The sequence below is a fragment of the Paenibacillus sp. EKM211P genome, from assembly GCF_011066175.1.
Classification (GTDB): domain Bacteria; phylum Bacillota; class Bacilli; order Paenibacillales; family Paenibacillaceae; genus Paenibacillus; species Paenibacillus polymyxa.
Genome location: NZ_JAAMNS010000018.1, coordinates 1 through 15,136 on the forward strand (window position 1 = coordinate 1; position 15,136 = coordinate 15,136).

Annotated in this window: 11 protein-coding genes; all 11 read right to left on the reverse strand. The window is 46.2% G+C overall.

Annotated features, from left to right (window positions below; translation table 11 throughout):
* Nucleotides 1–1,856: S-layer homology domain-containing protein (locus tag G9G57_RS21295; protein ID WP_185156695.1), on the reverse strand; the 1,856-nt coding region annotated here is incomplete at its 3' end.
* Between the two features lie 835 nt (nt 1,857–2,691).
* Nucleotides 2,692–2,937, reverse strand: coding sequence for a type B 50S ribosomal protein L31 (locus G9G57_RS21300; RefSeq protein WP_016821159.1), 246 nt, complete (start codon nt 2,935–2,937; stop codon nt 2,692–2,694).
* A gap of 506 nt (nt 2,938–3,443) precedes the next feature.
* A complete protein-coding gene (rpmG, locus tag G9G57_RS21305; RefSeq protein ID WP_013370941.1) occupies nt 3,444–3,593 on the reverse strand; it encodes a 50S ribosomal protein L33 in 150 nt (49 codons plus the stop codon).
* A 69-nt stretch (nt 3,594–3,662) separates the two neighbouring features.
* Nucleotides 3,663–4,232, reverse strand: a complete 570-nt coding sequence (locus tag G9G57_RS21310; protein ID WP_044785690.1) for a hypothetical protein — start codon at nt 4,230–4,232, stop codon at nt 3,663–3,665.
* 85 nt (nt 4,233–4,317) lie between these two features.
* Complete coding sequence (locus tag G9G57_RS21315; RefSeq protein WP_044785687.1) at nt 4,318–5,694, reverse strand: MFS transporter; 1,377 nt, start codon at nt 5,692–5,694, stop codon at nt 4,318–4,320.
* 91 nt (nt 5,695–5,785) lie between these two features.
* Nucleotides 5,786–6,253 (reverse strand): MarR family winged helix-turn-helix transcriptional regulator, encoded by a 468-nt coding sequence (locus tag G9G57_RS21320; RefSeq protein ID WP_016821155.1) that lies wholly within the window; start codon nt 6,251–6,253, stop codon nt 5,786–5,788.
* A 211-nt stretch (nt 6,254–6,464) separates the two neighbouring features.
* On the reverse strand, nt 6,465–9,494 hold the full coding sequence (locus G9G57_RS21325; protein WP_044785686.1) for a GAP1-N2 domain-containing protein: 3,030 nt from the start codon (nt 9,492–9,494) through the stop codon (nt 6,465–6,467).
* Nucleotides 9,491–10,756 carry a TRAFAC clade GTPase domain-containing protein gene (locus tag G9G57_RS21330; RefSeq protein ID WP_019687103.1) on the reverse strand — a complete coding sequence of 422 codons (1,266 nt, stop codon included), beginning with the start codon at nt 10,754–10,756 and terminating at the stop codon, nt 9,491–9,493. Before G9G57_RS21330 ends, G9G57_RS21325 begins: the two co-directional genes overlap by 4 nt.
* Nucleotides 10,757–10,772: 16 nt before the next feature.
* The gene (locus tag G9G57_RS21335; RefSeq protein WP_017428406.1) at nt 10,773–11,414 is read right to left on the reverse strand and encodes a hypothetical protein; all 642 of its coding nucleotides are present in this window, start codon (nt 11,412–11,414) and stop codon (nt 10,773–10,775) included.
* An 18-nt stretch (nt 11,415–11,432) separates the two neighbouring features.
* Nucleotides 11,433–12,722, reverse strand: a complete 1,290-nt coding sequence (locus G9G57_RS21340) for a vWA domain-containing protein (RefSeq protein ID WP_019687101.1) — start codon at nt 12,720–12,722, stop codon at nt 11,433–11,435.
* Between the two features lie 44 nt (nt 12,723–12,766).
* Nucleotides 12,767–15,133 (reverse strand): transcription initiation factor TFIID, encoded by a 2,367-nt coding sequence (locus G9G57_RS21345; protein WP_164965514.1) that lies wholly within the window; start codon nt 15,131–15,133, stop codon nt 12,767–12,769.
* Nucleotides 15,134–15,136: the final 3 nt, after the last annotated feature.

Sequence of the window (15,136 nt, forward strand, 5' to 3'; positions counted from 1 at the left end):
GCATGGTTCACGGCTTCGGGAATCACCGGTGTGATCGTCACGTTGAACTGCGTATCCACCGTGCCACCGTTTCCGTCATCTGCCGTTACCGTAATCGTGGCTGTACCGGCGTTCACTGGCGTTATTTTCAGATCGCTTCCGTTTACCGCTACTGTCGCCACACCCACATTCGTCGAAGTTGCAGTGAATGTCAGCGCGTCGCTGTCTTCATCTGCGAACACATCTGCAAGGCTCAACGCCTTAACTCCATCAGCGACTCCTGTCGTCACATTGCTGATCGAAGCTTCCACCGTTGGCGCATGGTTTACGGCTTCTGAGATCACTGGCGTGATCGTCACGTTGAACTGGCTGTTTATGGTCCCGCCCTTGCCGTCGTTCGCCGTAATCGTGACCTTGGTTGTTCCTGCGCTCACCGGTGTGAGAGTCAGCTGACTTCCATTCACTGCTACCGTCGCTACGTTCGTGGCAGAAGATTCTGCTGTGTAAGTCAGAGTGTCTCCATCAGCATCAGTAAAACTATTTGCCAGATTAATCTTTTTAGGCTCATCTGCTGTACTTAACGTAGTGTCAGTAAACCCAGTAGTAACGCCTGGCGCATGGTTAGTCACTGATTTTGTTGAACTTCCACCTCCAGAGGAAAATGTCACGCTGCTCGACGTAACTGTAGTCGGTTCTTGAAACGTTCCGTCAGTCAACTGAATTTGTCCAATCTGCTTTTGTACTTCGTTGTAATTTTGGATAACTTGTGAAACGGATGCATCTTTAGGCAGCTTAATCGTTTCAACTTTAAAATTCGGATTCAATGTCACTTTAGCGTTCGTATTGGCAACTTGAAGCTCCGTAATTGTTCCAGTTCCTTTAATAGAAATACCATTGCCAGAATTCACAGTAAGATGGTTTACGTTGCCATTCAGCTGGATATTAGAAACACCGTCATTAAGCTCGATTACTCCTTGGATATCCCCTTTAATCTGAACACCATCACCTGAAATTCGAAGCAGGCTGCTCTCCGGCAGACCATCAGTGTTTAGCACAACATCTTTTTGTACGATCTCCAATTGTTGCAGCCCGTCCACATTACGATTGCGCGAATTAAACTTTAATATAGCTCCTTTTAACGCATCTTTATTGGAGTTTCCGATCAACTCTTTCAACTTTCCTTCTATTAAATAAGGAACATTATCGATCGTTACAATGTCTCCATCAATGCTATTGATCGTAGCTGTTTGCTCTTGAGTTTTGAAAATATCCAAGAGAAAAGGAGCAATATCCTCCCTTTTTACTTCACCTGTGGGATTGAGCTTGCTGTCATGAATGTCAATTAAGCCCAGACGAAGTGCCGTATCTACCGATCCAGCCGCCCATTGGCTTACCAAGAACTGATCTTTGGGCAAAATGCTTGATCCGCCCTCTGCATTAACCCCTCCAACTGCACGAACAAACACGGCTGCCAGCTCTTCACGTGTAACAGGATCGTTCGGACGGAAATTCCCTAATCCATCCCCGGATAGAAATCCAGCTTTTTGTGCGGCCTCTATATATGGCGCAGCAAATTGTTTACTTTGCACATCTTTAAAAGTAGAAGAACTCGAAACAGGGTCCAATTTTAAAGCTCTGACCAATAATACTGCCAGTTCCTGACGAGTTAATGTTGCTGCAGGGCGAAAGGTTCCTTGAGGATCTCCCGATAAAAGCCCCTGGCGTACAGCTTCTTGGATGGCTGCCATTTTATCACTCGTCACATAGGATGTATCTGAAAACAAATTATCGGCAGGCGTTGCAGCGTAAGCAGAAGTACCAAACGTCGCCTGAAGAGCAACAAGAGCGGCTGCCCACTTAAGTGAATAAACCTTCAATGGTTGTACCTCCTAATTTTACTTTTGAGTAAAACGATTCTATTCGATCTTCGAAAAGTCGGGTAATAAGTCCGATCCACTATATTTCTCAACAAAAAAACACGTTTATATTAATCTTTTGTTCATATATTTATCGAAAATAAGTGATTTATGTCGTTTCGAATTAATATACACGGAACCACTGAACCAATTCTGAACAAAAGTTATTATAATGGTGCTAGTTACAGCAAGTGCCCAACTCTATTCTTCAAAGAACTCATTTCCGCGAGTGATTTATCAGAATCCTCCATTAATCGCGACTCATGTTCTATAAAAAAATAATCGCAGGCTAGATACCTGCGATTATTTTTAAGTAAGACAATCTTATTCGAAGTATAGAATTACGTTATAAAATGATTAGTTTGCCAAGATTAGCATTGTCGACAATTGTGCGCGTTCATTTTACATTGGAAAGCAGCAGCTTCTCGTACCGTTCCGGGAAAACTGCTGCTTTCATGTTCTTATTACACTTTGGCACTTGCAAAATGAGCATGTTATCAAACAATCAGGATAAGCGGTACCGATTAACAGTGTTGGGATTGGAACAACGTGCAGTTTGAGCAAAAGGTGCGTGATGCGATCTACGGCTTTTTCCAGAGGAGAAGTGATCCACATGGCAATGACAAATCGGGTTACTTGATTAAGCTTACTTAAAGCTAGTAAAAGAGTGTTACATTTGAGGCGCAAAATACATTTGTTATTCGCATTGTTTTCGGACGTAACTAGTCCGTAGATAACAAAAAAGCTAGGTTTACGAATTATCAACATAATCCGTAAACCTAGCTTTCGAAGAGTCTTACTTAAGGTTGTATTTTTTGTTAAAGCGATCCACACGTCCACCGATATCCACGTTTCTTTGTTTACCAGTGAAGAACGGGTGGGAAGCGGAGCTAGTATCTACACGGATAACTGGGTATGTGTTGCCATCTTCCCATTCCATCGTTTCTTGCGAATACTTAGTGGAAGCACTCAGGAAAGAGAATCCACAGCTAGGGTCTAAAAAGATAACTTTATTCAATGTTGGATGAATATCTTTTTTCATTTGTTTCACCTAATCTTTCATGTAGTTTTAGTTTCAAACTCAAACGTACTGCAGCAATGCTCCATCAGTTAGCAAAAAGAGCGGTTATGTCTCAGAAAAAAAGACGACAGATCGTAACAGTTGCGCTCAAGGTCGTAAACGACAAGCGAACGATGCCGTATATATCGCATCGCCCATTACACGAACGCTCCGTATCTTTCGTTAGCCTCCATCGTTATATAAGCATATTGTGAATGGTTCTCCGGCTCGTCCTGCATGCTGACATCAGCATAGGAGAACTCGGTGGCCACGTGCTTTCGATTCAAAAGGCAAAGCGTGCCATGTAGCTTAGCATCAAACAACCATGAAAAGAAGCCGTTCTCTTAGGTGCTAGCTTTAACTTTGGACACTCTGTCCACTGGACTAATTCAAGTTTTCGCCGGTTCCATAACGCAGGCTTTATGCAAACTTAACAGGCTCCGCTCACGAAGCAGAATCATTCAGGTTGCTATGCAGCAAACCACAAATTATCTAGTTTCACGATGAATCGTGTACTTTTTCAAACGCGGAGAGTATTTTCTCATTTCAATACGCTCCGGATGATTTCTTTTGTTCTTGGTTGTTGTATAGTTGCGATCACCGGATTCGGTGCATGCCAAGGTAACAATAACGCGCATTTGTTCTTCCTCCTCAATTGGAATACATGGTATACAATTACAATAGTAATTTTTACGATTAGTTCTATTCTATAATTCATGCTCCTCTTTGTCAACCTTGGAGTCGCGGTTTGTTGCTTCTTTTACCGTGTTCCAGCGATTACGGTACTGTACTAGCATAGGATGAAGTTCCAAGGGTTCACTCGAAAGCACCAACCTGACGTTTCTAATCCATTCTCCAAAGGATGCATAGGAAGCGCACAAATTAGCAGTTTCAGGACTCATATACAAAAAAAGCGGAGTTGCATACTTTTCCGCCAAAAAACGAATGGCTGCTTCAATCGGCGTATACTTTTTTCGCTTACCTTCCCAGTTCTCAATCACAACAGCACTCAAAGCCTGCTCTCGCTGCCACTCTCCCAGCTCGTCGACCCGCTTATAATACGAGCGTACTGGCTGCTTCCACATTCTTCTGACGGTTTCTTCATGTAGTGGATACAGCACTAGCTTTGTAAAAGATAGTGCTGCCCCCGTTTCGGCAAAAAGCTCCAGCTCACTGGCTGTAGTCTGCTCAAACATATCATAGTAGACCATAGTCCCTTTGTGCGTTTCGATTGGTGGTTCATAACCATAGGGTACATATTGAAGGTTTCTTGTCATGCTGGGCACTCCGTCCTTCCGTAGAAAATTTCTCCTTCTATATTATACCCTTGTTATGGCATGAGCTTACATAAAATGTTTATCCTTATTCGACAACAGGCCTACTGCCACGTGCCCCTCGCCGGAACTGCAACGCATAAAGCCCCATCGTCACAAGTGCAATCAGCGCAAGCACCGTAAATATATTGCTAAAATTGAACACCTGGACATTAGATACAACAGGATTCAAATGAAAGGACGAGGAACTATCTAACGTTTTGCCCAAAATACTTGTTGTGATCGCCCCGGCAATGAAATTCAACAGAGATAACAGCCCCATTCCAACACCAATCTGATCTTTCGACAAAGTACGAGAAATTGTGTTGGACATGGCAATCTGCATAAAGGTCTGACCTACATTCCCGAAAATAAGCAAAAACAAAATCAGATACGGAGACGCACCTACAAACGTGGACAAGCTGATAAAGCAGATAAATAATAGCGATACGGCTGTATACACCAGAACTGAATTCCCTTTGCTATCGGCCAAGCGCCCCCCTTTTTTTCCTAATAGAGCTGACGCAATAGCAGCGGGAAACATAATCAGTCCAATCGTTGCTGGTGTAAGCTGGTTGAGACTATTCAGAAACTGTGGTGCCAAGTAAGGCAATCCAAAGCTAATCCCCGTCCCTAAAAAAGCGATAAGAAGCCCATATGAATATTGCTTGTTACGGAACAGCTTCGGCTGGATGAACGGATCGTGGGCAGTATTAATGCGCCATATAAACAGTCCAAATAAAACCACACCGATCAGAAAAAATACCATATTGGCTTGTGAAATGGAAAGCAACAAGAAGGCCACTGTTCCACCCAGCAATAATCCACCCAGAAAATCAAACTTCTGATCCTCTCCTCGCTGATCGTCCAAGTATTTGCGAAAGAACGGCAAAGCGATCAGTGGCAGCATGGAAATGACGAACAGAAAACGCCAGCTCGCAAAGCCTGTAATCAAACCAGAAATAATAGGAGCCAGTGCAGTGCCTAATGCTAAGCCGATTGCTGTGACGCCCAAAGCTCGCCCTCTTTTTTCAGCCGAGAAATAACGAACAGGAACAATCATAGCAGTTGCCGGAATAACAGCAGCCCCTGTGGCCTGAAGCAAACGAGCTACAATTAACATCCAAAATTGATTGGCCAACAGCCCAATAAGCGAGCCTAGTGCAAAAAAGATAATCCCAAATGTCAGCAAATCCTTGAGACGATACTTATCTGCCAGCTTACCGTAGGTCACCGAGCCAACCGCATACACGATCATATAACCCGTCAGCAGCCAGCTTACATCGGAGGCACTAATATGAAATTCCTCCCGGATCACAGGCATTACTACATTAAACATAAAAGCGTTCATCACTGAAAAAACAAGTGTGAAGGCCAAAACACGCATAAGCTTATCCGCATTGGGATAAGTTTGTTCTTTTATCATTTGGTTTCTCCCTCTCCTGTTAACACCTTATCTAGGTGACTTTTTATAGCTTATGGATTCCCCATCCGGGCACATTTTTCTATTTATCCGTTCAAACGCAGGTATTCGCAGGACGGTAATCGTGAAGAATTTTTTTGAGCAAACCGCGCAGCGCCTCTGACTCTCCGACAGATAACGTTTTGCCTACGGAGCTTTTAATTTGCTCAATGGTACGTTCGGCTACCTTGTGAATCTCCAAGCCTTCCTCGGTCAAATAGATTTGCTTCATTCGCGCATCTTCCGGATGACTTTGGCGTACTGCCCAGTTTTTCTTAACGATCCCGTTAACCAGGCTGGTAACACTTGATTTATCAATAAGCAATAGCTTTTCCAAATCCGTATTGGTGACTCCAGGCGACATCGCCAGTATATAGAGCGTCTGCGATTGTGGGGAGGTAAGCCCCAAAGGGCGCAGTGCTGTTTCAATCTCACGCCGGACAGTGGTGAAAATCCATTTAATTAAATACATCGTGCTCTCCTCCTCCCATGGAAGACAAACGGGGTACACCTCACTTCCCATTTCACTGCTAACCTCCATATCTATCGAATTTTAATAGTTTGAATTCCAACTAATTTTAATCAGCCGCCTATTTGGTGTCAATACCTTCGTAAAATGATCGTCTACTAAATACAGTCAGTTTCAAAATAACGAATACATTCTATATATAAACTTATACATAGCAAAAAAACAGGCCCTGAAAGGAACCCGTCTTTTTACTGTCTATAGTTGCTTAGTCCGCAGTTTTCACTTGAACTAGCGGATAATCTTTCCCATCAACGGTAACCGTGCTAGCATCATTTAGCTCTAGCCGTTGCCAAATGGTCAACAACGTACGATAAGGATACTTGTCGAGGTCATATTCCGTTATTCCTGTACCATTATCGGACGTGCTGGTCGTGGTTTTATCAGTTGCTATACCGCTACCCTCAGTTGATATCTCTGAAGTCGCGCCTCCATCTGTGTTGTCTGTCACTGCTCCAGTCTGATCAGCGGTTTTTCCGCTGGATGTACCGTTCAGATCTGTAGAACCACCACCTGTGGATTCTCTGTCTGCTGTCTTGCTTTTAGTGGTAGCTCCCTCAGTGTTAACGTCACCGGACGAACCATTGTTAGCTTTACTGGCTGCTTCCTTATCATTCTGTTCAGCAAGCGTAAAATTTTCGTATGAGTGCTCCTGTTGATCCGCGCCGACAATGACGAGTTTTTTAGGCTTAAATTCTGCCTGCTCTGCCGATGTTTGAAACGCAAACAACAGCTTGACCATTTTCGTAGTGGATTTGGTATTAGGTACATGTGTCACTATTGCAGTAGGCTCCTCTTTTACCGGCACTATAGGCTCTACTGGCTGTTGTACAGGCTTTGGAGCAGCGGCAGGCGTTGGTGTGTCAACAGATCCGATTACCCCGGTTGCTTTCAGGCCGCCTAATGTACCTGCAATAATGATTAATACGATCCCGGAAATCACCCCGCCTTTGCGGAAACGACGAAGCGTTTTGACCAAAGGCGTATCTGTCTCACGCTTTGCTGCCAAATAGAAATTTTTAAACACAGGCTTAGCAGATTCAAAATATTGACGCCAAAGCGTCTTTTTATGCAGTCCCTCTCGTCCTTCCTTTTGGAAGAATAAAAGCAACGCACGCCGATAGGCTGGCTCAAAACCACCACGTGGAGTAGCAAACTCAGCGTGTTCCTCCGACCAGCGGATAAAGCGGTACATCGTATCGTTATCCTTCGCCCATTTGCGGATCGAACTGACCAGGCGAGCAAAATCCAGTATTCCCTCGCCAGTACCATCAGAACGATAGAAAGCTGGCAACAGACGGGCAAAATGGCCTTCTGCAAGCTGCTGGGGCAGCCAACCATAAGCCCAATCTTGCACCTTTTCTACTTCGCTTGGCTCCAGACCGTCTAGCACCGATGGTTCCGGGTGCTCCGTGTTAAACCAATCATAAGCCGCAATCAATCGCACGGCTTGTCCCTTGAGAGGAGCAGGCAACTTTCCAACCCACTGCACCAAATCGGGCCGTGTGAAAAAGGGAATCTGTACGACCTGATCAGGTGAAATTTCTTTTAGCTCTACTTCAGTGAGCAAATACCGATCCGCTGCTTCCTGTAAGCGCTCTGTCAATCCAGATTGCTCCAGCGGGGACAGTGTGCCCACGGCAGAACTACTGTCCCATTGGCGCAAGCGTTGGTGAATGGCAGCCACAGCCTCTACCGGCTTTCTCTCAGCACGTAGCTTGCCCATCAATGCAGATTCGGCCAAAAGCTGAAAGTCGGCATTCGCCGACACTTCGATATACCGACTGCCCCATTCATGCACCACGGCCAACAGGCCCTTTACATCAGGCGTTCTTTTCATCTGACTGTCCATGTAGGGAATGAACAGCATTTTGGTGAGTGCCGGATTACCCAGTACTTTCGTAAAATAGGCCTTGCCTAATGACGGATTCTCTTCAATCGTATGATAAATATATGTGACTGCTTCCGTATTCCTGGCAGTATAAGCATTGTTTAGCGAACGGATTAAATATTCCACCAGCCGATTTTCGCTGCTGCGTGCATGAACTTTATAATAGTCCTTGAAGCAATCGACCAGCCCTACATCCGGAATATGTCCATCCTTCACCCGATCAAACTCATGATCAAAAAATGAAAGAAACAGATCATTCAGCCGTATTTTACGTGGTAGCGCATCAGATGGCGATAAATAATCAGTTAAGCTTCGTAACACAGTGATTCGCTGCTCGTTGTATAATGACCGCTCTCCCTGTTCAATTCTGTACAGCGTAATGAGCTCATGATAGCTGGAAGGCATTAGTTCACGTCCTGCCTCCATGCCTGTCAGCATTTGCTCGGCAAATTTGAGAAAATCGTCCGCAACCCCGCCATTCAGTAGCGTACGGACAATCCAGTCAAAATAAGGCTGTTTCACCTGCTCTGCATCCACATTCAGTATTCGACTATTGTTAGAGAGGTCAAATACAAAGTCCTTTTCTACATTCCGATCACCGGGACGCAAGCTGAAAGGCTCAACGAACATTAAGTGAATGCCTTTTCTGCTGTTCGGTTCCTGCGCATATGTAAGAAACCCGAGTCTGTTGCGAAATGCATAAGGCAGTGCCGCGTACAACACACTCAGCAGCTGCTTGGCTGAGGATGCTACCGCTTCTGCTGGCACATTCAGCGCTACATATACCTTTTTGCGACCAGCGGCTGACATCATGACTGCGTACAAGAGCTGCTTGAACACTTCTTCGCTCAGCTGCAATTGAGCCAGCACTGCAGACGGGTCAACAGCGGGGAATACACTACCACCAGGTAGACGCTCTAATTCCGGTAATTCCGTTCCCTGCTCAATATCATAGGTATCGACAAACGAAGTATTCAGCCACTGCTTATAATCAGATGGAGACTCACCATGTCCGGCCGGAATCACATAGTTATGCGTAAAAAAAGCGCTCCGCAGCCCAGTGAAATCCGCTGCTTTATAAATACTGCGTCCGAGCACTACATCCCCGGACTCTGTCCGTACCAGATGTAAAGCTTCCGGATAGACACTCTCCTGCTTCTCACCACGCGCTGTCAAAGCCGCAGGCGCATCATACACACATAAAGGATGCAACACCTTTTTAATAAATGAAGTATCCAGTCCTTTGGAATTAGCCACGGTATCAAAGCCTTCGGTAGAACGGAAAATACCACGCCGTTCCCGTGTGTACATCTGCTGCTGTATCATACGAGAGGTAGAATAACTCACTGTGATTCTCTCCCCTCGATGTACTTCAACTTGTATAGCAGCCAAATGAATGGCTCATCTACACGGATCGGACTAACCAACCCTTGCAGCTTTTGCTCCACCGGATTGCTACCTAAAGCAGAAACCGCGAAATAGGCTGTATCTGTAAAATATACATCCATTGTGCCCTTGAACGGCTTATCCACCTTCTCGATAAAGCGCCGAACTTCGCCATCAATGTTGGCGAACTCATCCAAATCCATGTATTTGCGATGTTCCATTGGATTAAAAATATTGCTGTTCGTCTTGATATAAGTGCCTTCTTCATCTGCCAGCGCAGTAAGCATGTCGCTTTTGGTCAAGACCACAGCGGTTGGAATGTCCGTCTTGCCTTTTTCCTGGTATGCGATAAAGTCACCGAACATCGTAAGTACGACATCACGCGGCTCATCATATTGCGAGACCCATTCACCAGGCTTATCGCCAAGATTAATCTTAATACGTTCCCGGATAGAACGGATTTGTAGTGGATCGACCATAAAAAGAATACCCGCAGAATTTTTAATATGCTGTCCATGCAGTCCCAGATAGTCCTGATCGACCATCCCCTCACCAGCTACATCAAAAAATACCAAAGTCAGTGGTGGCTTTTCCTCATCCTTAAATACAAACTGGAAAATAAAAGGCTCCTGCATCTTTTCTTTTTGCGTCGATGTAAGCAGATCGCCACGTTCAAACAGTGGTTCCTCATACATCGTGCGGAACTTGCGGCTGATCTCTGCATTGAGCGGCATGCAAGCCGCGTCAAAATGGTCGGCCGTCACATGCTGCAGCGTGTGAATCAGGGAGGTCATATATACAGATTTCCCCGCCTGTGAAGCTCCAATAATCGAAATGATATTACTCGGCACCTTGCCTGCGGTTACAGGCAGCTCGTTATGGCAGTGTGGGCACAGTCGGTGACGCGTCAGCTCACCGTAACGGTCCGTCAGACCTGTCAGCACATGATCTGAATACAAGCGATGCTCCTCAGGTACATCATAGGGATGAAGAATGGCCTCCATATCATGCACACTATCCAAGCCAAAACGCTCCCGATATTTGTTCAACAGCTCATCTTCACCCAAAGCGTAATCCTCATCATCTTCGCGGTGATGAGAAGCACGGAATACCACTTCCTCTGGTGAAAATTTACTAAAGCAATAAGGGCACACAATATCATAGAATAACGGCCGTGGCTCGGCCTGTGGCTTTCTTCTGAATAAATTGCTAAGAAAACTCATCGGTTGTGGCCTCCTTTCATTCAGGGACTAATTCATATATCGTGCCATACTTCTGACCGTCCGTAAAAAACAGCCGCACATACTCATCTCCCCCCACTTCAATAGCGGGTAAAACATTCCGTCCTGCGGCAAAGGGTGCCGTGAACGCATACAAGGTTCCATCGTCCCGGTCTGCCGGATAGCCACCGCGCTTCTTCACGTAGCAAAGCGCCTCCTGCGGAACAGGAACTTCGGCTGTCACCTGAATCTGGACTGTTTTGCGGCTGCGAAACCAGCTTTTTTTATGGTGAACCGCATATTTGATTTTAGCCCTGCCTGTGCTCAACTCCAGTTGGTTGGCTCCGTCTTGCTGGCGGATTACAAAGGTTTCACCAGCCTCCCGAACAGCTGGATACACGGTATACCGCACACGTCCAATGCCTTCAATTCGGTCACGATAGCTGCCAGCGGCCTTATATTCCTCGCGTGTAAAAAGCTTCAGTTCAGAAGTCGGTGCTTCATTCTGTCCATTCGCACCTGTATCAGCTGATTGTTTGGCAATATAGACCACGGCTGCGCCTTCAGGCCACTGCCAGCGTAACACAACCCGGTTGTCGTCAATTTTGTGGCTCAGCTCCGAAATCACAGGATCATCGGGCTGTGCATCCCTATACTGCATAAGTTCCCGCCTCCCGTTCTAAAACCCACTGTTACGTCGATTGCGCGTCGGGCCTTCTGGTGTCCCTCTCCGGTGGCCTGACGGTCCCCCCTGGCTCCCACCACCAGAAGATCGGCGAGTATTTTCCGCAATCGGCAGAACAAGCGAAAAGACAGCAATAAGGGCCGCCAGTACGAGCGCTGCCAGCAAACGAATCATCAAGTCACCTATAGGCGAGCCCGATAACCCTCTTTCCAAAATCAAGCCAGCGAGCAAGCCGGCTGGAACTCCACCAATTGCGAAATTCCTCGCGAGAAAACGGTTATCAAACATCAATCCAAGAGCCAACCCTAATAGAACCCCAATGATAACCAGAGCCGTTACGCGATAAATGGCAAAATACAGACTGTGGGCATACTCACCTGTCCGCTCCGTTACCAGCGTGCGATCACCAATTTTGTTATATATTTTACCGAACGCCTGAGTAAGTCCTTGGGCATTAGCTACATTAGAATAAGTTCCGCCCGTTAGGCTGGCAATATTTTGCAACAAAGCTATACCTTCCGATTCTGCCAGTTTCAGGCCGATCGTATTAATCGGAATCTGGCGGGCAATGTAAGGAGCCAATGCGGTCTGAGTATCCAGTTCGCTAAAGCCGTCAGAGAGCATAATAACGAGTGAACCTTTTTCCGCATTGCCTTGGGTTTCAATCTCCTTGATCGTCTCGTCCAAAGCAAGCCCAATGTCTGTACCGGCTGACATTATAGTCTGCATACTATCGATTTTGGAATAAACCGCTTGCTTCTCTGCGTCTGTGCCAACGGGAGTAAATGGCTGCACCAACTGCGCAGTGGATTCAAATGAAACAATGGCTACGCGCTTGTCACCATCCATTTGCCCAATTAGACTCTTGGCAGCCGTTAGGCGCTCATTATCGGGATCTGTTTGCTGCATACTCCCGGAATTATCAATCACAAGCACGAGGTCCTGTACACTCTTGCGCCCTTCAGGGTTAACCTGATACCCCAGTTCTAATAGCAGACCTGCCACGAACAACATGACGAGTGTAGCAGGTACTAGTAATTTCCAGGACAATCCGGAGTATCGTTGTCGCCATGAATGTCCATTTAACTGTGGCGAAATCAGTTCGCCGATAAGGCAGCCTAGACCAATGCACAGCGCCATGATGCCAAAATATAGCCCGATCACGATGATATGCGGCCAGTGGCCTATTAATTTGTGAAGAATAAGCTCTCCCAAGATGAAGCCTACTACAGCGCCCAGCAAGCCAAACACCAATAGGAGAACGTTAAATTTACGTTGCTTCATAAGATTCGTTGCTTCCTTCCATCATTAAAGTAGGATAATTATGGCTACCGCAATTCCGGCAACCGGTCCACGTCGATTCCATGAAACACGAAACCATTCGCAGTATATGTCTCATAATACGTTTTGCCGTTGCGGTAAACCATCAGATCCTCCAGATGGAAGCCGCCCATCAAATGCAGTTTTTCCACCCCGCTGCTGCGACGCTCATGAACAAAACCCAGCTTGTAAATTCGCGAAGTAATGTCCACGTCCATCGCATAAGGAAGAAATTCGCCTTCGTAGTCACCAAAAAAATACTTTTCTTCATACCGATGCTCATGGGTATAGTCGAGCAAACGTACATTGATTCCGCCGTGCTCTTCTAACGTTTGATACAGTTTTTTAAACAGCTCATCCTTCGGAACGACCAGCCGATTTTCATATGCAGCAGCTACATTGGCACGTCGTAATAATTCTTCTTCGAATGTCTGATTAAATGGCTGTGAGCTGAGAATCAAGGTACGGCAGGTCTGTGTAAGTCTATCCACCAGCGCGGATAAACCTCCATCCAGCAACCCAGATACAGGTCCCATATGCCGGGTGTCAAAGAATATAGATTTTCCCCGCTTGCTTTCTAGCTCACGCATGACATCCTCCGTCACACGCTCATAATACTCGAACAGGTTTTGGCCTGTGTAACTGTCAGCCTGTCGAATACTGTCCGTTGCAGTTTGATGTAATTCACGCTCCAGGTTGGCAAGCTGTACTGTAATATGCTTGGCCTGTGCATGCCATTTTTCCAATGCCAGTTCATAGCGGCGAAGTAGCTCCAAATCCACTTGAATCCGCAACATGTGCAATTTATGTCCGTAGACTGTCTCGGTCAGATAACGGATCAAGCTGCGCACATTATGTTTATCCATAAGTGGCAGTCGTTGAAAGGGCTGATCCTCCACTCGTCCGCTATACAGCGCATCCAGTTCGGCTGCACTAATCTGCAAATCATTGGACGTATCACGAATCAGTCCCCGAATAGCCGTAAGCACATTTCCTGTTTGATTTTCATCCGTCCAATCTGTCAACTCGAAAAAGCCGATATGAGGATGTTCCTTAGCAGCTGTATTCACAGCCGTCTGCAAACGCAAATCCGCCTGAAAATCTCCCAAGCGTTTATGTACGATCCGTTCGCAGTTGTCACGGAAAAAGGCTTCACAGCCCTGACCAAACAAGGCTTCCTCTGCTTCACGTAATGTCATTCGTTTCAACGAGCCGTAACTGGCTCCGCTGGTCATTAGTGCGCTCATGTCCATGATCGCCTCATTGTCAGGAACTAGATCATTTCGCGTGCGGCCACGCTCGGCAGCATCTAAACCAAAATAATTTAGCTTATCGCGTATGTCCCACTCTTGTTCGGTTCTCATACGCTCTAACAGCTTCACATAGAAGTGATACAGCACTGTAAGCGCAATCGACTGATTAGGGCGGTTAACCCGGGAAAATCCGGCCGACACATAACCCTGCCGCCCGGATTCCGTCATGATGTTGTTCTTAAACGATGTATTATTGTAGCCCCCATCCTGTGACCGATAGGAATCTCCTGCCTGATAACGGTTTTTTAGAAGCTGAATGTGACAAATAATATCACAGCTCTCGCGCAGACTATTCGCCACCGTTACGCCGCGCTCATTTTTGTCGGACAGCACATAGACAAGATCAAACAACGGAGATGGAGCATGGGATACCGGGATGGTCAATTTGTCCTCGGTCATATGCAGCGGTGCTGTAAACGTATATGCTGGGCTCTGGATATAATCCAACTCCCGCATAAAAGCAACGGATGTTGCACTCCTGTAGCCGAATTGGGCAGCCTGATCGCTTTCGCTCACCAACACATACAGATCCATTTGTACTGATTTAAAAGATTGCGCAAAAATATACTCTGCCAACAGCGTAATTTCAGGAATTAATACGTTCATGGGATCATCCGCTGTTGTCAAGATCGACAAATGTACACGCTCGAACGAGGAATACAACCGTCCGTAATCAGCCAGATGTCCACTAGCACGGCGCAACGCGGTGTTAAGTTCAATTAACTTCGATTCATGGGTATAAAAAGCCTGGTGCAAGTCACGGCGTAGCGTTTGGTGGCTACTTTCTTCCGGTACTGCTATCGTATGAACGATGGCATCCACCGAGCGGTCTACAGCCGCATGCTCATCCTGTGAGCGAATCTGAATATAGGTTACCCCTGTGCTGTTATCCCACTTGGTCCGGTTGATATCTGCAATTGTGTTCATCACCGGGCCCATGTGATCGCCGATAAAAAGAAACACGGACGGGAAATGGATGCTGCTGCGTCCATCCCCGCTTCCGATTAATTGGTCCTCTGCGGCTGCATAGTCAGCCGCATAACGTAACAGCTGCTCTCTCATACT

What these genes read in the sequence shown, in the direction of transcription:
- G9G57_RS21320 (WP_016821155.1), bottom strand. Translation starts at nt 6,253, where the DNA reads ATGGGAAGTGAGGTGTACCCCGTTTGTCTTCCATGGGAGGAGGAGAGC.
- G9G57_RS21330 (WP_019687103.1), bottom strand. Translation starts at nt 10,756, where the DNA reads ATGAGTTTTCTTAGCAATTTATTCAGAAGAAAGCCACAGGCCGAGCCA.
- rpmG (WP_013370941.1), bottom strand. Translation starts at nt 3,593, where the DNA reads ATGCGCGTTATTGTTACCTTGGCATGCACCGAATCCGGTGATCGCAAC.
- G9G57_RS21340 (WP_019687101.1), bottom strand. Translation starts at nt 12,722, where the DNA reads ATGAAGCAACGTAAATTTAACGTTCTCCTATTGGTGTTTGGCTTGCTG.
- G9G57_RS21335 (WP_017428406.1), bottom strand. Translation starts at nt 11,414, where the DNA reads ATGCAGTATAGGGATGCACAGCCCGATGATCCTGTGATTTCGGAGCTG.
- G9G57_RS21300 (WP_016821159.1), bottom strand. Translation starts at nt 2,937, where the DNA reads ATGAAAAAAGATATTCATCCAACATTGAATAAAGTTATCTTTTTAGAC.
- G9G57_RS21345 (WP_164965514.1), bottom strand. Translation starts at nt 15,133, where the DNA reads ATGAGAGAGCAGCTGTTACGTTATGCGGCTGACTATGCAGCCGCAGAG.
- G9G57_RS21315 (WP_044785687.1), bottom strand. Translation starts at nt 5,694, where the DNA reads ATGATAAAAGAACAAACTTATCCCAATGCGGATAAGCTTATGCGTGTT.
- G9G57_RS21310 (WP_044785690.1), bottom strand. Translation starts at nt 4,232, where the DNA reads ATGACAAGAAACCTTCAATATGTACCCTATGGTTATGAACCACCAATC.